Source organism: Streptomyces sp. NPDC048018, assembly GCF_043202995.1.
Taxonomy (GTDB): Bacteria; Actinomycetota; Actinomycetes; order Streptomycetales; family Streptomycetaceae; genus Streptomyces.
The window spans coordinates 637,758-658,782 of sequence record NZ_JBIDBK010000004.1 but is presented as its reverse complement, the minus strand read 5'-3'; the positions used below and the strand labels follow the sequence as shown (position 1 = coordinate 658,782).

Here is a 21,025-nt window from a genome sequence, read left to right as displayed (position 1 = left end):
TCGCACGACAACTGGACCGGTGGTGCGAGCCGCCCTTCAGGCGGTCCGCACCGCCGCACCTGACGCGGTGGTGCGGGCCGCCCGAGCCGTACGACACGACAGAGAAAGCGAACCGCGTGACAACCGAACTCCCCCTGCACGCAGTCCTGTTCGACATGGACGGCACGCTCGTCGACACCGAGGGCCTGTGGTGGGAGGCGGTGGAGCAGGTCGCGGGCCGCCCGCTGACCGACGCCGACCGCCCGGACGTCCTCGGCCGCCCGGTCGAGCACACGGCGGCCTGGCTGGCGGCGGGCGGCACCGGCACCGCCTCCACTGGCTCCGATCCGGGCGGCACCGCGACCGTCCCCGCGTCCGCCGCCTCCGATCCGGGCGGCCCCGGCACCGCGCCCGCCGACGCGCCCGCCGCCGCGCCCGCCCCCGGGTCCACCGAAGCGCTCGCGGCCGCGCTGCACCGGGAGTTCGCCGACCGGGTCCGGGCCGGTGTGGTGCCGCGCCCCGGGGCGCTCGCCCTGCTCTCGGCGCTCGCCGGGGACGGGGTGCCGACCGCCCTCGTCACGGCCTCGCCCCGGTCCGTCGCCGACACCGTGCTCGACGCCCTCGGGGCGCTGGGCGCACCGGCGTTCGCCGTCTCGGTCACCGCGGACGACACCGCGCGCACCAAGCCCGAGCCCGACCCGTACCTCGCGGCCTGCCGCGCCCTCGGCGTCGAGCCCGCGCGCTGCGTGGCCGTCGAGGACACCCCCACCGGCGTCGCCTCTGCCGAGGCGGCGGGCTGCGCGGTGCTCGCGGTCCCCTCGGTCACCCCGATCGACGCGGCGCCCGGCCGGACGGTCCTGACCGGCCTGACCGAGGTCACCCCGGACCGGCTGCGGGCCATGGCCCGCCGGCACCTCACCGTCATGAGCTGGAACCTGTGACGACCTTCGCCCTGTAGTGCGGGGGCCTCCGGGTCAGGCGGGCTCCTCGTCCGCGAGTTCCGCGACGCCCGTGATCCGGTGCAGCGGATAGGTGCGGACCTCGTCGGCCGTGTGGTCGTAGCCCGTGACGAAGCCGCCCTCGACCCGGACCGGGGCGATGACCCGCTGGCTGGCGGCGCCCTCCGCGTTCACGTAGCCGATCCAGACGGCCGAGCCGGTGAGCGCGGCGGCCTGCACGGTGGCGAGGGTCTCGGCGGCCGAGGTACGGGGCAGGGAACCGGCCCCGGCGGAGGTGGCGGCCGGCTCCCTGCGCACGACCGTCGCCGCCCGGTCGCCGGCCCGGATCGCCTTCACCGCCGCCCCGAGCAGCGTCGCGTCGGGGGCGGGCGGGCCGTCCGGGACGGGCGCGGGGGCGGTACGGGGCGGGGTGCGGTACGCGTCGGCGCGGGTGATCAGGACGTCGCCCTCGGCGGACTCCGCGGCCGGGGCGTACCCCATCGCCCGCAAGCCGTCGAGCAGCGACGCCGGGTCCGTCTGGGCGGCCAGGACGGTCGGCGCGAGGCGGCGCAGCCGCAGCGCTGCGGAGCGCCGGTCGGCGACGATCTCGCCGAGCAGGGTCTCGTCGTCGCAGCGCACGTACGAGGACGCGGCGCCGACCCGCAGGTGTCCGTGCCTCCGCGCCACGTCGTCGATGAGGTACGCGAGCGGCTGCGGCACCGGCGTGCGCGCGTGCGCGGCCAGGAACTCGTGCAGGTCCGAGGCGGTGCGCCCGGCGTCGAGGGCACGGCGTACGGATGCGGGCGTGAAGCGGTAGACGGTCGCGCCGCCCTTCGACTCCACGTCGGCGAGCACGGACAGCATGTCGGCCAGCGGGCGGCGCAGCGGCCCCGGGGCGACGGCCGTCAGGTCGGCCTGCAGCAGCACGTGGTCGACGGCCTCGGGCAGCGAGGGCGCGAGCAGGGTCGCGGCGCGGGAGGCGGCGACGGCCGGCTCGCAGTCGTGCCCCTGCAGGGCGTCGTCGGGTGCGGCCTCGGCGAGCGGCAGGTTGAGCAGCGCCCGCGCGGGCGAGGCGAGCGCGCCGCGGCCGGTGATGCCGAGGAGCTCGGCCTCGTCGAGGGTCCAGCGGGCGAGCTGCTCGCGGAGGTCGGCGGGGCCGCCGGAGGGCGCGGGGGCGGTGCCCGGCGCGGGCGGACGGCTGCCGGCGGGTGCGGCCCCGTCGTCGGCCGAGCCCGGGCCCGGGCCCGCGGTGCCCCGCGCCCCTGCGGCGGGGCCGGCGGGGCCGGGCAGCGCCGCGCCGCCCGCGCCGCGCAGCGGACGGTCCCACCGCAGCCGGGCGAGGACCGACTCCCGGTCGGCGGCGGAGCCCGGCGGCAGCGTGGCCAGCAGGGCGAGGACGCGGCGGCGGACCTCCGGGGCGGGGGCGCGGTCGAGGCCGGGGCCGAGCACGGACAGGGCGCGGCCCTTCGCGTCCTGTCCGCCGACCAGGCCCGGGGTACGGGTCGCGGCCAGCCAGACGGCGGCGAGCCGGGCCCAGCGTTCGGCGGGCGGCAGGTCGAGCCAGTCGTCGTAGGCGGGCGTCGGCGCGTAGCGCTCGTCCGCCTCGCCGTCGGAGGCCAGCAGGCCGGCTCCGTAGGCCAGCTCCAGCCAGAACGCGGCCGTCTGCTCGGGCACGTCGAGGGCGGCCGCGGTGCGCCGGAGGTCCCGTACGGACAGACCGCCCGCGCGCAGCACCGTCGGGCCGCCCTGGTCCCAGGACTTGAGCAGCTCCTCGACGGTCGCGAGCGCGGTGTACGCCTGGCCGGCCGCCGCGTTGTCCACCACCTGTGGACGGTATTCGCGCTCCACCCCGACCACGGGGGCCGTCGGCTCCGGGGCCCGGTGCGCCCGGCCGCCGCGCAGATGGAGGGCGGCCTCGCGGGGCAGCACCAGGGTGCGCGGGGAGGTGGGCAGCAGCAGGCCGCGGTCGCGCAGCCAGCGCACCGGCGGGGCGGGGTCGGCGGTCACCTCGCCGTACGGCGGGCCCCACACCAGCCGGTCGAGCACCTTGAGCGCCTCGGGCGGTGCCGTGTCGAGCAGCGCCGCCATCCGCGCCGGGTCGGTGAAGAGCTCCGCCAGGGCCGTCACCGCCGACACCGGGTCGTGCGTCGCGGGCAGCCCGGCGGCCGCGATGATCTCCTGGAGCCGGCCCGGCGACATGCCCGCCGTCGCCTCCGCGACGGTCGGGCCGAGACCGGTGGGGGAGGGGTGCTGGGGGGAGGGGGCGAGGAGCTCCCGGGCGGTCCGCACGAGGCGCAGCCGCTCGTCGTCGCCCCAGACGAGGGCCTGCTCGCGCAGCACGGCGACGGCCCGCGGCAGCGCCGCCTCGATCTCGGCGTCGCCGTGGGCACCGGTGAGCAGGCCGAGGAGGACGGGGTACGGGGCGGGGTCCGGGGCCACGGCGAGGGCTTCGGCCGTCTGGAGGACGAAGCGGTCGAGCCGTTCCAGGGCCCGCACCACGGACGCCCGGGTGCCGGCCCGGGTGGCCAGCTGGGTCAGGTCGTTGGGGACGGGCGCCAGCAGGTCCGGGCGGGCCCGCAGCAGCGCGCCGAGCGCCTCGTCGCCGCCGGAGCGCAGCGCCTCCGCGAGGGTGCGCGGCGCCGCGCCGTTGCCTGTTGCCTCGGGCACGTGCGCCTCCCGGTCGAGCTCACCGATCCCCATCCGGACCACGTTAGCCCCTGCGCAGGCGCTAACGTCGTGCCGTGGGGAACGAGGGGAACGACAACGACCGGTTGGTCTTCGACTATCTGAGCCGGATCGGCGACCTGGCCCAGCAGCGGCAGGTGCCGGCCGCCGAGCGCCGCGAGCTCGTCACCGGCCTCCGCGACGAGATCGAACGCCGCCGCACGGTGAAGGGCGAGAGGGTGCCGGGCATCCTCGGCGCCCTGGGTACGCCGGACGAGGTCGTCGGCCGGGTCGCCCCGCAGACCCCGCCGGCGCCGGTCCCGGACGAGGCCCCGGCCGCTGCGGGGACCCGTGCCGCCGACTCCGGCGTCCCCGGCGCGCGGGCGGCGGACTGGTGGCAGGACGGCGCCACGGACACCGGGGCGGTTCCCGGCTTCGTCGGCGGGATCGAGATCCCCGAACTCCTGCGGCCGCCGCGGCCGGAGGACGATGCCGACACGGACGCCGACGCCGACGCCGGGCCCGAGCGGCGGGGTGAGGGCGCGGGCGGGGCCGGGGCCGGGGGACCCGGGGACGCGACCGGGCGGCTCCCGTCCCGTGCGGTCCGCCTGCGCGGACTGCGCCCGGGCAGCCCGCTCCTGCTGATCGCGGCGGGGCTCCTCCTGGTCGGCGCGGCCCTCGGCTCCCTCGTCCCGCTCGCCGCGGGCTGGCTCCTCGCCTACGCCTCCCGCGAGCGTCGCGGCGCCGCCCTCGTGATCCCCGGCCTGACGGCCACGGCCGGTGCGGTCTGGCTCTGGGGCCGCGTCCAGGGCCGCTGGGGCGACCCGGTCGCCCCTGGCGGCGAGGCGATGGGCGCGGCCGTCTCCGCCACCTGGCCCTGGACCCTCCGGGCGGCGGCCGTCGCCTCGGCCCTGTTCCTGCTGTGGCGCTCGCGGCGCCGGGTCTGACGGGCTGTCGCCGCGCCGCCGCACGGCCCGGCGGGCCGTGCTCGCCGCGCCGGGCTCCCGGGCGTGTCCCGCGGGTCGGGCCGCACCGGGGCGCGCTGTCCGACGCGTGCCGGAGGCCGCGAGCCGCCCGGCACCCTGCGCACCCTCGCCGAGCGGACCGTCACGAAGGCCGCCGACGGACGCGGGCGACCCCGCCCGTGACCGCCGGGCTCCCGCCGGAGCCGGCAGCCGCCGGCGGGGTGTCGGCCGGCGGCGCCCCGCCGGGCTCCCGCACCGGCCCGGCACGCTGCGGCCCGGGCCCGCCCGGGCCCGCCCGGGCCCGCCCGAGCCTGCCCGAGGCCTCCCGGGCCCGCCCGAGCGGGTCCGCGGCGGGCGCTCAGGGCAGGAGCGGCGCCCCGCCGGGCTCCCGCACCGGCCCGGCACGCTGCGGCCCGAGCCCGCCCGAGCCCGCCCGAGGCCGCCCGATCCCGCCCCCGCCCGCCCGATCCCGCCCGAGGCCGCCCGAGCCCGCCCGAGCCTGCCCGATCCCGCCCGAGCCTGCCCGATCCCGCCCGAGCCTGCCCGGGCCCGCCCGACCCCGCCCGAGCCCGCCCGCGCCCGCCCGAGCCCGCCGAGCGGGTCCGCGGCCGCCCGACCCCGCCCGACCCCGCCCGCGCCCGCCCGCGCCCGCCCGAGCGGGTCCGCGGTGGGTGCTCAGGGCAGGAGCGGGTCCGGGGCCGGGGCTCCGGTGCTCCCGGGCGTCTCCTCCGCCGCCCACGGCGCCCCCGGCACCACCAGCGGTGATCCCGTCACCGGGTCCGGGACCACCACCGACTCCAGGCCGAAGACCTCCCGGACCAGCTCCGCGGTGACGACCTCGCCCGGTGCGCCCTCCGCGACCACCCGGCCGGCCTTCATCGCGATCAGGTGGTCGGCGTAGCGGGCCGCCTGGTTGAGGTCGTGGAGGACGACGACGACCGTGCGGCCGCGGACCCGGTTGAGGCGCCGGACCAGGTCGAGGACCTCGACCTGGTGGGCGATGTCCAGGTAGGTCGTGGGCTCGTCGAGGAGCAGCAGGTCGGTCTCCTGGGCGAGGGCCATCGCGATCCAGACGCGCTGGCGCTGCCCGCCGGAGAGCTCGTCGACCGAGCGGTCGGCCAGCGTGCTCACGTCGGTGCGCTCCATGGCGTCGACGACCGCGCGCTCGTCCTCCTCCGACCACTGCCGCCACCAGGCCTGGTGCGGCTGGCGCCCGCGCGCCACCAGGTCGGCGACGGTGATGGCCTCCGGGGCGACCGGCGTCTGCGGCAGCAGGCCGATGGACTGCGCGATCCGCTTGGTGGGGATCCTCGCGAGCTCCTCGCCGTCGAGGAGGACGGCGCCGCCCTTCGGCTTGAGGAGCCGGCCGAGCGCGCGCAGCGTCGTCGACTTGCCGCACGCGTTGGGGCCGACGATCACCGTCACCTTCCCGTCGGGTACCGCCAGGTCCAGCTCGTGGACGACGGTCCGCTCCTCGTACGCGAGCGTCAGCTCCCGCGCCGTCAGCCTGCTCACGACCTACCTCCCACTCCACGGCTGCGCACGATCGGCCAGATCAGGTACGGGGCGCCGACCGCCGCCGTCAGTACGCCCACCGGCAGTTCGGTGGGGGCGAGGAGTCGCCGGCCCAGGAGGTCGGCGAGGACCACGATCAGCGCGCCCAGGAGCGCCGAGCAGAGCAGCGGGATCTGGGCCGTACGGGTGGTCCGGCGGGCGATCTGCGGGGCGAGGAGGGCGACGAAGTCGACGGGCCCGGCGACGCCCGTGGCCACGGACGCCAGGATCACGCCGACCGCCACCAGGCCGAGCCGCACCCGGCCGAGCCGTACGCCCAGCGCCGTCGCGGTGTCGTCGTCGAGCGACACCGTGCGCTGGGCCCGGGCCGCCCACAGCACCGCGGGCAGCATGACGAGGAGCGTCCACCGCAGCGGCGCCGACTCGTCCCAGCCGCGTCCGTTCAGGGAGCCGGTCATCCAGATCTGCGCCTGCTGGGCGACCAGGTAGTCGCCCTTGGTCATGAACAGGTGGGTCAGCGAGCGCAGCGCGATCGCGAAGCCGATGCCGATGAGCACGAAGCGCGTGGCGTGCAGCCCGCCGCGCCAGGCGAAGACGTACACGAGCGCGGCGGCGAGGACCCCGCCGGCGATCGACACGTAGGGCACGACGTCGTACGGGACCAGTCCGAAGGTCATCGCCGCGACGGTCACCGCCCCGGCGCCCTGGCTGATGCCGATGACGTCGGGGCTGGCCAGCGGGTTGCGGGCGACGGTCTGGACGAGGGCGCCGGCGATCCCGAAGGCGGCGCCGACCATCAGGCCGGTGCCGAGCCGCGGCAGCCGCAGGTCCTCGACGACGAAGGACCGCCCCGGGCCGAGCAGGACGTCCAGGACCTCGGACGGCGGGACGAAGCGCTCGCCGACGCACAGGTACGCGACGGAGACGGCGGCCAGCAGCAGCACGAGGAGCGCGGCGGCGAGCCCGGAGCGGCGGTGCACCAGGAACGAGGCGCGGCCGGCCCGGACGAGACCGTGGCCGTGGGGGCGGAGCGGGGTGGCGGTCATGCCGGGACCGCCTTCCGGCGCACCAGCGTCACCAGGAACGGCACGCCGATGAGCGCCGTCATCACGCCCGCGGGGACCTCGCCCGGCGGGAAGAGGATCCGGCCCAGGACGTCCGACACCAGCAGCATCACCGGTCCCACGAGCGCCGCCATCGGCAGCACCCAGCGGTGGTCGCTGCCGACCAGGGCGCGGGCGATGTGGGGGACGGCGAGGCCGACGAAGGCGATCGGCCCCGCGGCGGCGACCCCGGCGCCGGTCAGCACGGTCGCGCCGACGCCGCCCACGATCCGCACCGTCGCCACCCGCTGCCCGAGCCCCCTGGCGACGTCCTCGCCGAGCGCGAGGGCGTCCAGGCCGCGGGCGACCGCCAGGACGAGGACGGCGCCGAGCAGCAGGAAGGGCCAGATCTGGGCGACGACCTGGGTGTCGCGGCCGTCGAGCGAACCGATCTGCCAGAACCGGAACTCGTCGAGCGCGGAGGCCCTGGTCGTCAGCACCCCGGTCGTCACGGACAGCAGCAGCGCGTTGATCGCGGCGCCGCCGAGGGCGAGCTTCACGGGCGTGGCCCCGCCCCGGCCGCCGGAGGCGACGGCGTACACCGCCACGGAGGCGACCGCGGCGCCCGCGAAGGCGAACCAGACGTAGCCGGTGAGCGTGTGCACCCCGGCGAAGGCGATGGCGAGGACGACGCCGACCGAGGCGCCCTGGCTGATGCCGAGGATGCCGGGGTCGGCGATCGGGTTGCGGGTGATGCCCTGCAGGGCGGTCCCGGCGAGGGCCAGCGCGGCGCCCACCATGAGGCCGATCAGCGTGCGGGGCACCCGCAGCTGCCGGACCACCTCGGCGTCGGGGCCGGCGGCGCCGTGCACCAGGGCGTCGTACACGGTGGCGGGCGGGACGGCCCGGGCGCCCACCGCGAGGCTGAGCAGGATCGCGAGGAGCAGGGCGACGACGGCCGCCGTGGTCGCGACGACGCGCCGCGAGGCGCGCCGGGAACGTATGGCGGACATGGACACCCATCGGAGGTCGCGTCGGGCGAGGTTCGGTAAGGCTTCGCTAAGTGGAGGCCCCGCTCAGTGTAGACAGCAACGTTCTCGCGCCCACGGGCACAATGGCCCGCATGGAATCCACCAGCGGCATACCCACGGTCGGCTTCGACCTCGACCTGACCCTCCTCGACACCCGTCCGGGGATCAAGGCCGCCTTCGAGGCCTTCTCGGCCGACGTCGGCGTCCCGATCGACGCCGAGCTGGTCGTCTCGCGGCTCGGCCCGCCGCTGCGCCACGAGCTCGCCCACTGGTTCCCCGAGGAGCGGGTGCCGGAGATGGTGACGCGCTACCGCGAGTTCTACGGGCGGTACGCCATCGAGCCGACGGTCCCCATGCCCGGCGCGCGGGATGCGATTCAAGCCGTTCGCGAGGCCGGCGGCCGCACCGTCGTCGTCACCGCCAAGAACGAGCCGCACGCCAAGCGGCACCTCGTCCACCTCGGCATCGAGGCGGACGCCGTCGTCGGCGACCTGTGGGCGGAGGGCAAGGCGGAGGCGCTGCGCGCGCACGGCGCGCGGGTCTACGTCGGCGACCACGTCGGGGACGTGCGCGGGGCCCGCTCCGCCGGCGCGCTGTCGGTCGCCGTGGCGACCGGTCCGTGCCCCGCCGAGGAGCTGCGCGAGGCCGGCGCGGACGTGGTCCTCGCCGACCTGACGGACTTCCGTGCCTGGTGGGAGGGCTACCGGGGCTGAGCGGCCGCGTCCTGCACCGCGCGGGCCCGGCGCCGCTGCACGGCGATCGAGCGGAGCACGCCCGCGCCGGCGACGAGGAAGCCGACGCCCATCAGCATCGACACGAGGTAGGCGACCGTCGGGAAGGGATCGGTCCCGAGGAACAGCGGAGCCACCGTGACCAGCGTCGCGACCGCGCCGACGATGAAGACGATCGCGCCGGCGCGGACGAGGCCGTCACCCGGAGCGCTGTCGTCCGAGGGGGCCGAAGGGGTTTCACTACGCATTCGGCCAGGGTAGTTCCCAGGCCGGGGGAACGGACCGGCGACGTCTTGTCACCGGGCCTGATCCCATTAGCCTTGGTGCCCTGGGATACCACCCTGCTCGTGCGCGGGGGGAGGGTCAGGTCAGTGACCCGCCGTATCTCTTTCACAGACGCAGAGCCGGGATCCCGGCACACCCATCGAGTACGAGGACGAGGACGGACGTGCCTACCGGCAAGGTCAAATGGTTCAACAGCGAGAAGGGCTTCGGCTTTCTCTCCCGCGACGACGGCGGCGACGTCTTCGTGCACTCGTCGGTCCTCCCCGCCGGAGTCGACGCCCTGAAGCCGGGCCAGCGCGTGGAGTTCGGTGTGGTCGCAGGTCAGCGCGGCGACCAGGCGCTCTCGGTGACGGTTCTCGACCCGACCCCGTCCGTCGCCGCGGCGCAGCGCCGTAAGCCCGACGAACTGGCGTCCATCGTCCAGGACCTCACCACGCTCCTGGAGAACATCACGCCGATGCTGGAGCGCGGCCGCTACCCCGACAAGGTCCACGGCGCGAAGATCGCGGGCCTGCTGCGGGCGGTCGCGGACCAGCTCGACGTCTGAGCCCGTCCACCGGGTGGACCTCCCCGTCAGGGGAACCGCAGCGCGTCCGGGCCGAGGGGCGGTACGAGTCCCTCGGCCGCGGCGCGCGTGAGCAGCCCGCGCACCGCCGCGTAGCCGGTCTCGCCCAGGTCGGCGGTGAACTCGTTGACGTAGAGACCGATGTGCTGATCGGCCACCTTCGGGTCCATCTCCTGCGCGTGCTCGAGTACGTACGGACGCGAGACGGTCGGGTCGTCCCAGGCCATCCGGACCGAGCCGCGCGCCGCGTCGGCGAGCAGACGCAGCATGTCCGCGCCGAGCGAGCGCTTCGCGACGATCGCGCCGAGCGGGATCGGCAGTCCGGTCGTGTGCTCCCAGTGCTCGCCCATGTCGGCGAGCGCGTGCAGGCCGTAGTTCCCGTAAGTGAAGCGGGCCTCGTGGATGACGAGTCCGGCGTCGACCTTGCCGTCGCGCACCGCGGGCATGATCTCGTGGAAGGGCAGCACGACGACCTCGCCGACCCCGCCGGGGACGGTGTCGGCCGCCCACAGCCGGAACAGCAGATAGGCGGTCGAACGCTCGCTCGGCACGGCGACCGTCTTCCCGGTCAGGTCCGTGCCCGGCTCGCGGGTCAGCACCAGCGGGCCGCAGCCGCGGCCCAGGGCGCCGCCGCAGGGCAGCAGCGCGTACTCGTCGAGGATCCACGGCAGTACGGCGTACGAGACCTTCAGGACGTCGTAGGGGGCGTCGCCGCGCTCCGCCCACCCGTTGGTGAGGTCGATGTCGGCGAAGGTCACGTCGAGGCGCGGGGCGCCGGGGACGCGGCCGTGGGCCCAGGCGTCGAAGACGAAGGTGTCGTTCGGGCAGGGCGAGTAGGCGATCTTCAGCTTGGTCACGACGAAGACTCCTCCGGGTCCACGTGGACGGTCGGGAAGACGGTGCTGCCGAGCAGCCGGAAGGCGTTCCGCAGGGCGTCCAGGGCCGGTCCGATCCGCCAGGCGGCGCGGTCGCGCGGGCCGACGGCGTTGGACACCGCGCGGATCTCGACGACGGGGACGCCGTACGCGGCGGCGGCCTCGGCGACGCCGAATCCCTCCATCGCCTCGGCGGCGGCACCCGGATGACGCTCCGCCAGCTCGGCGGCGCGGCCCGCGGTGCCGGTCACCGTCGACACGGTGAGGACGGGCCCGACGACGTGCGGCTGCCCGCCGTGGGCGAGTGCGCCGGCGATCCGCTCGGTCAGGCTCCCGGCGACGCGGTGCACGGACCGGCCGAAGCCGAGTTCCTCGACGGCGAGGTAGCCGTCGCCCGTCTCGGCGCCCAGGTCGGCCCCGACGAGGGCGTCGGAGACGACGACGTGTCCGAGGGGCGCGTGCGGCGCGAAGCCGCCGGCGATCCCGGCCGAGACGACGAGGTCGTACGCCCGTACGGGGGGCTCGTGCGCGGGTGCGGGTGCGCCCAGGGTCGCGGCGGCCAGGGCCGTCGCGGTGGCCGTGGCGGCGGCCGCCGGGCCCACGCCGGCGGCGAGGACGTCGACGACGGCGGACGGGCCCGCGAGCCGGCGCAGCGTGAAGCCGCCGGGCAGCGGGACCTCGGGGTCACCGCCCGGGCCGAGGCCGGCGGCGACGGAGTCCGCCTCCGCCGCCACGGCCGTCACGACCAGGATGCGAGGGACCGGGGTCAGGACTTCTTCTTGAGCTCGAAGTGCCAGATGCCGGTCACGGTCTTGCCGGTGTTCTCGACGATCGTCACCTGCGTCCGGTTCGTCGTCTCGCCGGTCTGGCTGGAGAAGAAGGCGCTGGCCGGAATGGACCGGTAGGTCTTCTTGTACGGCTCCGGCTCGGCCGCCTGGCCGCCCAGGAAGATCGTCCAGCCGTTGTCGGCGATCTCCGGGTCGACGCCGAAGCGGACCTTGTCGTCGGTGTCGACGGTGATGCTCTTCTCGGCCTTCTTGTTGAGGCAGGCCGGGATCTGCGACTCCTTGATGGGGTCGCCGTCGTTGTAGCAGGCCGCCTCGGAGCTCACCGACTTGGACCCGACCGTCACGGTCGCGATCGGGGTCGGCTTGTCGCAGGCGGAGAGGACGAGGAGCCCCGCGGAGACGGCCCCGAGGGCCACGGCGGCCCGGCGGCGCTTACGGGTGAGGAACGCAACGGTCATGAGCCGAAGGCTATCGGGCCGTCGCGTCCGCGACACGCGGGGGTACGGCGTGCCGCCCGAGAGACCCCACCGGGGACGCGGCGGCCGGGCCGTGTCCGGCGGATCGTGCCGGGCGGGTGGCGCCCCGCACGCACGTCCGCGGCGTCGCCGTCGCTCGCCGGGGCCCCGCCACGGCCCCGCCAGGGCCCCCTCCGCCGCCCCGCGGCCGTACGCACCGGACACCGCTCCCCGAACCGGCCCCACCCGGTGAGCGCGGCCTACGCCACCCGGGTCTTGCCGGCGCTGTTGCGGCCCCCCGGCCGACGGGCCGCCGTGATCAGGCCACGGACGGCGAGGAGCCAGCCCGTGCCCAGGATCGCGGCCGCGACCACCATCCCGACGGTCCCGTTCAGCGGCAGCGAGATGCCGATCGCACCGCCGACGACCCAGGACATCTGCAGCGCCGTCTCCGAACGGGCGAACGCCGAGGTCCGCACCACCTCCGGCACGTCGCGCTGGATCAGCGCGTCCAGCGACAGCTTGGACAGGGCCTGGGTCAGGCCCGCCACCGCGCCGAGCACGGCCACCATCAGGCCGCCGAAGAAGACCGCCGCGAGCACCGCCGTGGCGAGCACGACCGACAGCATCGCCGCGATGATCACCTCGGGCCCGTGCCCCCGGTCCTTCAGCAGCGAGCCCACCGCCGTCCCGCAGGCGTTCCCGACGCCCGCCGCCACCGCCACCATGCCGAGCGACACCGCCGCGCTCTGCCCGGGCAGCGGGTGCACCCGCAGCAGGAACGCCAGGAAGAAGATCAGGAAACCCGACAGCATGCGCTGGGAGGCGTTCGCCTCCAGACCGTGCAGGACCGACGGGCCGACCGTCCGCAGGCTCGGTTTCTTCTCCCCGTGCGTCAGCAGGTGGGCGCGCCGCTCACCCTTCGCCGAGTCCACCTTGGGCGGCAGCCGCAGCGCCCAGTACGTGCCCAGCAGGAACAGCGCGCAGGCCCCGTACAGCGGCCAGCCGGGCCCGACCTGCTGCAGCCCCGCCCCGATCGGCGCGGCGATGCCGGTGGCGAGCAGGCCCGCGAGCGTGACCCGCGAATTCGCCTTCACGAGCGAGAAGTCCGGCGGCAGCAGGCGCGGCACCACGGCGCTGCGCACCACCCCGTACGCCTTCGACGCCACGAGGACGCCGAGCGCCGCGGGATACAGCTGGATGCCGCCCGTGGCGACCAGCGCGGACATCGCGACGGCCAGCACCGCGCGGGTCAGCATCGCGCCCGCCATCGCCGCGCGGCGGCCGTGCGGGAGGCGGTCGAGCAGCGGGCCGATCACGGGGGCGAGGAGGGTGAACGGCAGCATCGTGATGGCCAGGTACAGGGCCACCCTGCCGCGGGCCTCGTCGGTCGGCACCGAGAAGAACACGGTGGAGGCGAGCGCGACGGTGATCATGACGTCGCCGGCGCCGTTCACGGCGTGCAGCTCGATCAGTCTCCCGAGGCCCGACTCGCCCGCGCCGTGCGCGTGCGTGGCCTTCCGGATGCCCCGCGCCGTACCGGTGAACGGCAGGTGCAGGGCACGTCCGACCTTCCGGCCCGCTCGGCTGAGCGGCCCGGCGTGATCGTGTGATCGTGCCGAAGACCGTGCGGCTGCCACTCCGTCATAGTGCCCCACGAGCAGGCCCGACGAACCGGAGGCAGGGCCCGTCGGAGCACATCCGGGGTCCGGGATGCGAGCCACTTGGGGCGGGCAGGTGGGCGGAGAGCTGCGAACGGGGTAGCGTGCGTAGCGCGCCACCGGCGGATGTTCTCGGCCGCGCGCCTCTTCGGCATCCCGCAGAATGGATGACGATAGGTGTGCCCGAGACACGCGAGAAGACGAGAGACATGTCGGGCGTGGACGTCGATGCGGCCCTCTGGTCCGCTCCGCCCACTGCCCGGGACTTCACTTTCGCTGCTCCCGCTCCTCGGCCGGCGCACCCGTGAGACGGCGTAGGAGAGAAGCGAGACCTGTGAGTGCTGCGACGACGCGAAGCCGTACCCCGCGTACCCCGCGTACCCCGGACCGTCAGTGCGCCGAGGCGGTAGACCTCGCGCGGGAGGCCGCCGAGGAGGCGGCCGCCCCCGGTGTGGTGGGCGCCCACGTGGAGATCGTCGCCGAGGGCGACCGGGTCGTCACGCACTTCTTCGAGTCGAAGGAGCCCGGCTACCGCGGCTGGCGCTGGGCGGTGACCGTCACCCGGGCCTCCCGCGCCAAGAACGTCACCCTTGACGAAACCGTCCTGCTGCCCGGCCCGGACTCCCTCCTCGCCCCCGAGTGGGTGCCGTGGAGCGAGCGGCTGCGGCCCGGCGACATGGGGCCGGGCGACCTGCTGCCCACCGAGCAGGACGACCCCCGCCTGGAGCCCGGCTACACCGGCGAGGACGCGCCGCCGCCGAACTCCGCCGTCTCGGAGGAGATGGAGGACCACCTCGACGAGGAGGACGCGGAGCTCACCTCGCGCGCCACGTCGCGCGGTGCCATCGCCGCCGTCGCCGAGGAGCTCGGCATGCGCCGGGCCCGGGTCCTGTCCCGCTATGGGCTGCACGTCGCGGCGGACCGCTGGGACGAGGCCTTCGGCGCGAAGACCCCGATGGCCCAGGCGGCGCCCGCGACCTGCGAGTCCTGCGCCTTCCTGGTGCCGGTCGCCGGCTCCCTGAAGCAGGCCTTCGGCGTGTGCGCCAACGAGTTCTCCCCGGCGGACGGGCGCGTCGTCTCCCTCGCGTACGGCTGCGGCGGCCACTCCGAGGCCGCGATCATGCCGACGCCCCCGCGCCCGGCCCCGCCGGTGCTGGACTCCATGGCCGCGGACGAGTTCCCGATCCGTCCGGCCAAGGACTCCGGCTCGACGACGGAGCCGGACGGCGCCTCGGAGGACCTCGGCCACTCGTAGGCCGCGCCTTCCCGGCCCGGGTCGCGCCCGCCGCCGGGCGCCGCGGGCCCGGCACGGTCCGAACGGCACGGACCGGGCCCCCGGGGCCACCCGGAAGGCGGTGGCGGGGACGCGTGCGGCGCCGCGCGGGGGTGACCCCGCGCGCCCCCATCCGGGGCACGCGCCCCGGCGTCGGACGTGGTGCGGGGCACGGTACCTTCGGGCACCGGCCGCATTCCCCCGTCCCGCAGAGTGGAGTCAGACGTGAGCGTCAGCGTCAGGACGTCGACCGACGGAACCGACCCCTTCGGTACCGCACGGCTCCGCAGAGGCGTGCTCGACGCATGGGCGGCGGGCCCCGCACGCTTCCGTGAGGACGCCAACGCCGAGGAGGACCTCGTCCTCGGCGGCTACCGGGACCGACTCGTGGTCGAGCTGGCCCAGAACGCCGCGGACGCCGCCCGCCGGGCCGGCGTCGCCGGCCGGCTCCGCCTCACCCTGCACCCCGCCGATGCCGACGGCCCCGCCGTCCTGGCCGCCGCCAACACCGGGGCCGCCCTGGACGCGGCCGGTGTCGAGTCCCTGTCGACCCTCCGTGCCTCCGCCAAGCGCACCGAGCGCGACACCGGCGCCGTCGGCCGCTTCGGCGTCGGCTTCGCCGCCGTGCTGGCCGTGACCGACGAGCCCGCCGTCCTCGGCCGCCACGGCGGTGTCCGCTGGGCCCTCGCCGAGGCCCGCGAGCTGGCCGCGGACGTCGCCCGGCACAGCCCCGGCCTCGGCGACGAGCTGCGCCGCCGCGACGGCCACGTCCCGCTCCTGCGGCTCCCGCTGCCCGCCGAGGGCACCGCGCCCGAGGGCTACGACACCGTCGTCGTGCTCCCGCTGCGCGACTCCGCCGCCGTCGACCTGGCCGAGCGCCTGCTCGGCTCCGTGGACGACGCCCTGCTGCTCACCCTGCCCGGCCTCACCGAGATCGTCGTCGAGACGGAGCAGGGCCTGCGCACCCTCACCCGTACCGACGAGGGCGGGTACGTCCACATCGCCGACCGCGCCGACTCCGGCTCTGCCACCCGCCGCTGGCGGACCGTCAGCCACGGCGGCCCGCTCGACCCGGCCCTGCTCAAGGACCGGCCGGTGGAGGAGCGCCTGCGCCCGCACTGGTCCGTCACGTGGGCCGTGCCCGTGGACGCCGAGGGCGCACCCCGGCACCCCGGCACCACCCCCGTGGTGCACGCCCCCACCCCCACCGACGAGCCGCTCGGCGTCCCCGCCCTGCTCATCGCGTCCTTCCCGCTGGACACCGCCCGCCGCCACCCGGCGCCCGGCCCGCTCACCGACTTCCTGACCGACCGGGCCGGCGAGGCCTACGCGGAGCTGCTCGCCGACTGGCTGCCCGTGACCACCGGCACCCTCGACCTCGTGCCGGGCCCGCTCGGCAAGGGCGTCCTCGACGGGGCGCTGCGCGCCGCGATCCTGGAGCGGCTGCCGCGCATCGCGTTCCTGGCCCCGGCCGCCTCCTCCGAGGAGCTGCCCGCGCTGCGTCCGATCGAGGCCGAGGTCGTGGAGGGCGCCGGCGCCGAGACGGTCGCGGTCCTCGCGGAGGTCTTCCCGACCCTCCTCCCGGCGGGACTGGAGCGGCGGCCCGAACTGCGCACGCTCGGCGTCGGCCGGCTGCCGCTGACCGAGGCGATCGACCGGCTCGCGGGCGTGGACCGGGCCCCGGAGTGGTGGTGGCGGCTGTACGACTCCCTCGCCGGGGTCGACCCGGACCGCCTGACCGGTCTGCCGGTGCCGCTGATGGGCGCGGAGACCGCCGCCGGGCGCCTCGGGGCCGCCGGGGACGAGGACGCGGCCGACGGAGCGCCGCTCGCCGCCCGGGTCCGCACCACCGTCGGCCCCCGCCAGGTCCTGTTGCCGCAGGAGCACACCCCCGTCGACCTGGCCCGCCTCGGCCTGAAGGTCGCCCACCCGGACGCCGCCCACCCGATCCTGGAGAAGCTGGGCGCCGTCCCGGCCACCCCGCGCGCGGTGCTGACCACGCCCCAGGTGCGCGCGGCCGTCGCGGCCTCCCTCGACGCGGGCGAGATCTGGGACGAGGACGCCGACGCGCTGGACGCCGACGAACTGGCCGAGGCCGTTCTCGCTCTCGTCCGGGACGCGGACCTGGCCCCCGGCGACGAGCCGTGGCTGGGCGCGCTGGCCCTGCCCGACGAGGACGGCGAGCCGGCCCCGGCCGGCGAACTGGTCATGCCGGGTTCGGCCTTCGCGTCCGTCATGCGGGAGGGTGAACTCGCGCTGGTGGACGCCGAACTCGCCGAGCGCTGGGGCGAGCAGCCGCTCGCCGCCTGCGGGGTGCTGGCCGGCTTCCAGCTGGTCCGCGCCGCCGACCTGGTCCTCGACCCGGACGAACTGGAGCCGCGGGACGGCGACTTCGCCGAGCCGGACGACGCGGGGCTGCTCGACGCCGTCGACGTGTGGTGCGAGGACGTGCTCGACCGGCTGCCGGAGGCTCCGGTGCCGCCGGTGGCCACCGAGATCGTGGCCGTACGGGACCTGGACCTCGTCGACGACGACGCCTGGCCGCAGGCGCTCGCGCTGCTCGCGCAGCCGCCGCTGCGGGACGCGCTGACGCAGCCTGTGCGGGTGCTGCTCCCGGACGGCACGACCGAGACCGTCCGCTCCTACACCGCCTGGTGGCTGCGCGACCACCCGGTCCTCGACGGGCGCCGCCCCGCCGGACTGCGCGCCGCCGGCACCGACCCGCTCCTGACCGGCCTGTACGACTCCGCCGACGCGACCGGATTCGAGGACGAGCAGGTGCTGCGCGCCCTCGGCGTCCGCACCTCGGTGCCCGCCCTGCTGGACGAGCCGGGCGGGGCCGCGGAGCTGCTCGGCCGGCTCGCCGACCCGTCCCGCGAGGTGTCGGGCGCCCAGCTGCACGCCCTGTACACGGCCCTGGCCGACCTGGACCCGGAGCAGGTCACCCTCCCCGACGAGCTGCGCGCGGTCGTGGACGGTGCCCTCGTCGTCGTGGACGCGGCCGATGCCCTGGTCGCGGACGCCCCCGACCTGCTGCCGCTCGCGGGCGGCCTGCCGCTCCTGCCGGTCGCCCCGGACCGGGCGGCGGACCTGGCGGAGCTGTTCCAGGTCCGGCGGCTGAGCGAGGCGGTCGAGGCCGGGGTGACGACGGTCGGCGAGGAGCACGAGGTCCCCTCCGCGGTGCACGCCCTCCTGGGCCCGGCCACCCCCGCGACGTACGTCGAGCACGAGGAGCTCCGGGCCGCCGGCGTCGAGCTCGACTGGCGGCGCACCCCCGACGGAGTGATCCACGCCGCGACCCTGGAGGGCGTCGCCGCCGGCCTGGCCTGGGCCGCGGGCCAGTGGCCCCGCCGGTTCGAGGTGGCGGCCCTCCTGGAGGACCCGTCCCGGACGGCGGAGCTGGCCCGCGACCGCTGGTTCGACTAGGGCCTGTCGTCAGCTTCCCGCCTGCCCCGTGACGCCTGGCCAGCTCGCCCAGTCCCAGCCCTGGGCACAGGCCTGGGAGCCGTTGCAGACGTGGTGGGAAGGGGATCGTGGTGCGCCGAAGCGGGCGTCCCGTCACGGGACTTCGAGGACCCGCGCGATCCACGACCAGTCTTCCCCGGGGGTCGCGGCCTGTCGTGGGGACGCCCGCGACCCCCGGTCCACGTCAGCGCACGTCGACGTTGTCGGCCCAGGAGTACGAGCCGACCGCGCTCCCCGAGCCCACGTAGTGCAGCCGCCACGCGCCGTCGCTCCAGGCGGTGCGCCTGACCGTCACGACGCCGGTCGAGCCGGTCCAGCCGGTGGCGACGGTCGACCAGGTGGTGCCGGTGCCCGCCTTCCTGAACTGCAGCTCCACCTTCTGCCCCGCGAGGCCGGTGGGGGCGCCGTACTCCCAGGCCGCGCCGGAGAGCCTGCCGGTGACGGTGAGGGTGCCGCCGCGGGTGACGGGCTGGGGGGTGGCGGTGATGGTGAGGGAGGTGGAGCGCTTGAACGTCACCTGGCCGCCGACCGGCCCCTGGTGGAGGTCGCCGTTCGCGGAGTGGGCCCAGGCGTCGACGGACCAGGTGCCGGCGAGCTTGTTCAGGCCGAGGTGTTCGGCGGCGATCTCGAACGTGGCCACGCAGTCGTGGACGGTGCCGGTGGCCCGCTCGGTGCAGGTGGCCTCGCCGGTCTCCAGCAGGCCGTCGGGCGCGGTGTACGTGCCGTGGCGGAAGGCCAGCCCCGCCTTGAAGGCGCTCGTGGGGCCGGAGACGGTGAACCGCGCCTCGTACGGCACCGGGTCGAGGAGCCGCGGGGTGATCGGGCGGGCGTTGTTCACGACGACGGTGCCCACCGTGAGGGCGCCCGCCTTCAGGGTGGTCTGAGCACCCGGGCCGGCGAAGGCGCGGGTGACCGTCCGGACCATCGTGCCGCCCGCGTCGTCCTTGCCGCCGACCCGCAGCGAGACGAAGCCGGCAGCGGCCGGGACGTCGAGCGTGGCCGTGCCGGTGGCGCCGTCGGCGGTCAGCGGGGCGGTCTGCCAGCTCGCGCCGTCGTCGAAGGAGTACTCGACGGAGGTGAGCGTCGGGGCCGCGCCGACCCGGGAGGTCAGCGTGGTCCGGACGGTGGCCGGGCCGGCCGCGGCGCGGTTGCGCGCGTCCAGGCCGGGCACCGAGAACCCGGCGTCCAGGACGGGCAGCGCGCTCGTGCGCGACGTCGGCAGCGTGCTGCGCGGGAAGGTCCACTCGGTCTCGACACGCGGTGAGAGGCGGTTGGTCGTGCCCCGCTGGGTGACGGTGTGCCGGATCGTGTAGCTCTGGTACGAGCCCGCCGGGACCCGCAGGTCCGAGTCCCAGCCGGTGCGCAGCCCGGAGTCGACGAGCAGCGTCCCGTCGGCGCTGACCCGGTAGACGCTGGAGGCGTTCAGGTCCGTACCGCGGCGCCCGGCCGCGTCGGCCAGCGGGCTGGTCTCGTTCAGGTAGAACGTGCCCGAGCGGTACGAGGAGGAGCCCCAGCCCGGCTGCCCGGCGTACGGGGCCTGGCCGAGCGTCTCGTCGGGGTTCGCGCCCTTGGGCAGGGCCACGTCCGGCAGGCTGAACACCAGGGAGCCCTGGTGGAAGTCGCGGCCGAAGGGCTGGCCGGGCGTCAGGTAGTGCCGGAAGGTGGCGGCGGCGGGCACGGTGGTCGGCAGGTACACGGCCGACGAGTCGTTGTTCCGCGGGACCACGGACAGGGTCGCGCTGAGCCCCGCGCCCGGTGCCTTCACCCAGGGTCGGGTCAGCGCCAGGTCGGCGGTGCGCGCCTGGACGACCGGGGTGGCGGGGACGCCGTCGGCGAAGGTGTGCACCAGGTCGTACCGGTAGGGGCTGGGCCGGTTGCCGCTCGAACCCTTCCGCTCCAGGACGTCGTGGATCTTGAGGTTGACGCCGGTGAGCGCGAGCGGCGACACGTAGACCTGGTTGCCCCAGCCGCCGGCGAAGCCGGCGAGGTCGCCGTTCGGCAGGGTGTACCAGACGGAGGACGTGGCGCGGGTCGCGCTCGTGTCGTCGACCGCGATCCGGACCGGCTTGGACTGTCTGGCGTCCAGCGAGACCGTCAGCGCGGAGCTGCCGACGGTGAACGTCTTCGCCAGGAAGTAGGTGTCCCGGCCCCAGGTGCTGAAGTCGCCGATGGTCAGGTAGTCACCGGGCGGCAGGCTGGCCGTGCCGTAGGTGTCCCACTGCTGTTCGGCCACGTCGTGGTACTGCCAGGTGCGGCGGTTCCAGACGTGGATGAGGGGGCCCCAGTTGTCCGCGTTGACCAGCTGGATCCTGACCCGCTGGTTCGTCGTGGCGGTCGGCGAGGCGGTGGCCCGGGGCGTGAGGGCCGAGGGGGTGCCTCCCGCGGTCGCCGGGCCGCCGAGGGCCGTCGTCTCCTGCGGGGCCTCCCGGCCGGCCGGAGTGACCTCGGTGCGGCCGCCGACCTTCACATAGGAGTACGGGCCGGAGGGCGCGCCGCCGGGGCCGGTCACCCGCAGCCCGCCGCGGTCGATCCGCGCGGTCTCGCCGGTGCTCAGCCGGGCGCTGGGCGGTGCGGGGGCGGCGGCGCCCGGGCCGGTGTCCCCTTCCGCTCCCGTCGCTCCTGGCGTTCCCGTCGCGCCGGCCGGTGCCACGAGCGTCGCGGCGGCCACCGCGGCCCCGCACATCACTCCGGCCGCTCTGGCCCACCGGTTCGATCTGCCCGATCTGTTCGTACGACGCATCCGCGCCCCTCACCCCACTCGTCACTGGTGCAGCACAGTCAAGACGCGTGAG

At 76.3% G+C, this 21,025-nt stretch carries 15 protein-coding genes and 1 pseudogene; 6 read left to right on the top strand and 10 right to left on the bottom strand.

Translation table 11 applies throughout. The annotated features are described in order from the left end of the window. Positions 1–116 precede the first annotated feature (116 nt). A pseudogene (locus ACGF1Z_RS18990) lies at positions 117–917 on the top strand (HAD family hydrolase); the annotation flags it as partial. Between the two features lie 36 nt (positions 918–953). On the opposite strand, the gene ACGF1Z_RS18985 reads toward ACGF1Z_RS18990, so the two are convergent. Beyond that, a complete protein-coding gene (locus ACGF1Z_RS18985) occupies positions 954–3,617 on the bottom strand; it encodes a helicase-associated domain-containing protein (RefSeq protein WP_393005307.1) in 2,664 nt (887 codons plus the stop codon). 41 nt (positions 3,618–3,658) lie between these two features. On the opposite strand from ACGF1Z_RS18985, the gene ACGF1Z_RS18980 reads away from it, so the two are divergent. Next, positions 3,659–4,528, top strand: coding sequence for a hypothetical protein (locus ACGF1Z_RS18980; RefSeq protein ID WP_393005305.1), 870 nt, complete (start codon positions 3,659–3,661; stop codon positions 4,526–4,528). Between the two features lie 693 nt (positions 4,529–5,221). Here the strand turns inward: ACGF1Z_RS18980 and ACGF1Z_RS18975 are convergent. The 3 genes from ACGF1Z_RS18975 to ACGF1Z_RS18965 are packed head-to-tail and all read right to left on the bottom strand — an operon-like array spanning position 5,222 to position 8,117. Beyond that, entirely contained in the window at positions 5,222–6,061 is an 840-nt protein-coding gene (locus ACGF1Z_RS18975) for an ABC transporter ATP-binding protein (protein ID WP_393005303.1), read from the bottom strand. Continuing rightward, positions 6,058–7,107, bottom strand: coding sequence for a FecCD family ABC transporter permease (locus tag ACGF1Z_RS18970; protein ID WP_393005301.1), 1,050 nt, complete (start codon positions 7,105–7,107; stop codon positions 6,058–6,060). Before ACGF1Z_RS18970 ends, ACGF1Z_RS18975 begins: the two co-directional genes overlap by 4 nt. Further along, positions 7,104–8,117, bottom strand: a complete 1,014-nt coding sequence (locus tag ACGF1Z_RS18965; protein ID WP_393005299.1) for a FecCD family ABC transporter permease — start codon at positions 8,115–8,117, stop codon at positions 7,104–7,106. The genes ACGF1Z_RS18970 and ACGF1Z_RS18965 overlap by 4 nt, the downstream gene beginning before the upstream one ends. 101 nt (positions 8,118–8,218) lie before the next feature. Here ACGF1Z_RS18965 and ACGF1Z_RS18960 point away from each other — a divergent pair, with 101 nt between their 5' ends. Continuing rightward, a complete protein-coding gene (locus ACGF1Z_RS18960; RefSeq protein WP_393005297.1) occupies positions 8,219–8,848 on the top strand; it encodes an HAD family hydrolase in 630 nt (209 codons plus the stop codon). On the opposite strand, the gene ACGF1Z_RS18955 is transcribed toward ACGF1Z_RS18960, so the two are convergent. Then, a complete protein-coding gene (locus ACGF1Z_RS18955; RefSeq protein WP_393005295.1) occupies positions 8,836–9,114 on the bottom strand; it encodes a hypothetical protein in 279 nt (92 codons plus the stop codon). The two genes, ACGF1Z_RS18960 and ACGF1Z_RS18955, sit on opposite strands and share 13 nt — an antisense overlap. Positions 9,115–9,314: 200 nt before the next feature. Between ACGF1Z_RS18955 and ACGF1Z_RS18950 the strand changes: the two genes are divergently transcribed. After that, positions 9,315–9,698, top strand: coding sequence for a cold-shock protein (locus ACGF1Z_RS18950; protein ID WP_046507938.1), 384 nt, complete (start codon positions 9,315–9,317; stop codon positions 9,696–9,698). Between the two features lie 26 nt (positions 9,699–9,724). On the opposite strand, the gene ACGF1Z_RS18945 is transcribed toward ACGF1Z_RS18950, so the two are convergent. The 4 genes from ACGF1Z_RS18945 to ACGF1Z_RS18930 all read right to left on the bottom strand — a co-directional run bounded on the left by ACGF1Z_RS18945 (position 9,725) and on the right by ACGF1Z_RS18930 (position 13,474). After that, positions 9,725–10,573, bottom strand: coding sequence for a 1,4-dihydroxy-6-naphthoate synthase (locus ACGF1Z_RS18945; protein ID WP_393005292.1), 849 nt, complete (start codon positions 10,571–10,573; stop codon positions 9,725–9,727). Beyond that, positions 10,570–11,334: a futalosine hydrolase gene (locus tag ACGF1Z_RS18940; protein WP_393005290.1), complete on the bottom strand. Its 765-nt coding sequence runs from the start codon at positions 11,332–11,334 to the stop codon at positions 10,570–10,572. The genes ACGF1Z_RS18945 and ACGF1Z_RS18940 overlap by 4 nt, the downstream gene beginning before the upstream one ends. 23 nt (positions 11,335–11,357) lie before the next feature. Continuing rightward, positions 11,358–11,837, bottom strand: coding sequence for a DUF2771 domain-containing protein (locus ACGF1Z_RS18935; RefSeq protein WP_393005288.1), 480 nt, complete (start codon positions 11,835–11,837; stop codon positions 11,358–11,360). A gap of 257 nt (positions 11,838–12,094) precedes the next feature. Further along, complete coding sequence (locus ACGF1Z_RS18930) at positions 12,095–13,474, bottom strand: MFS transporter (RefSeq protein WP_393005286.1); 1,380 nt, start codon at positions 13,472–13,474, stop codon at positions 12,095–12,097. A gap of 355 nt (positions 13,475–13,829) precedes the next feature. On the opposite strand from ACGF1Z_RS18930, the gene ACGF1Z_RS18925 reads away from it, so the two are divergent. Together ACGF1Z_RS18925 and ACGF1Z_RS18920 are read left to right on the top strand one after the other, a co-directional pair. After that, complete coding sequence (locus tag ACGF1Z_RS18925; RefSeq protein WP_393005284.1) at positions 13,830–14,750, top strand: DUF3027 domain-containing protein; 921 nt, start codon at positions 13,830–13,832, stop codon at positions 14,748–14,750. Positions 14,751–14,981: 231 nt separating this feature from the next. Beyond that, on the top strand, positions 14,982–18,194 hold the full coding sequence (locus ACGF1Z_RS18920) for a sacsin N-terminal ATP-binding-like domain-containing protein (protein ID WP_393005282.1): 3,213 nt from the start codon (positions 14,982–14,984) through the stop codon (positions 18,192–18,194). 223 nt (positions 18,195–18,417) lie between these two features. On the opposite strand, the gene ACGF1Z_RS18915 is transcribed toward ACGF1Z_RS18920, so the two are convergent. Further along, positions 18,418–20,901 (bottom strand): hypothetical protein, encoded by a 2,484-nt coding sequence (locus ACGF1Z_RS18915; RefSeq protein WP_393005280.1) that lies wholly within the window; start codon positions 20,899–20,901, stop codon positions 18,418–18,420. Positions 20,902–21,025 lie beyond the last annotated feature (124 nt).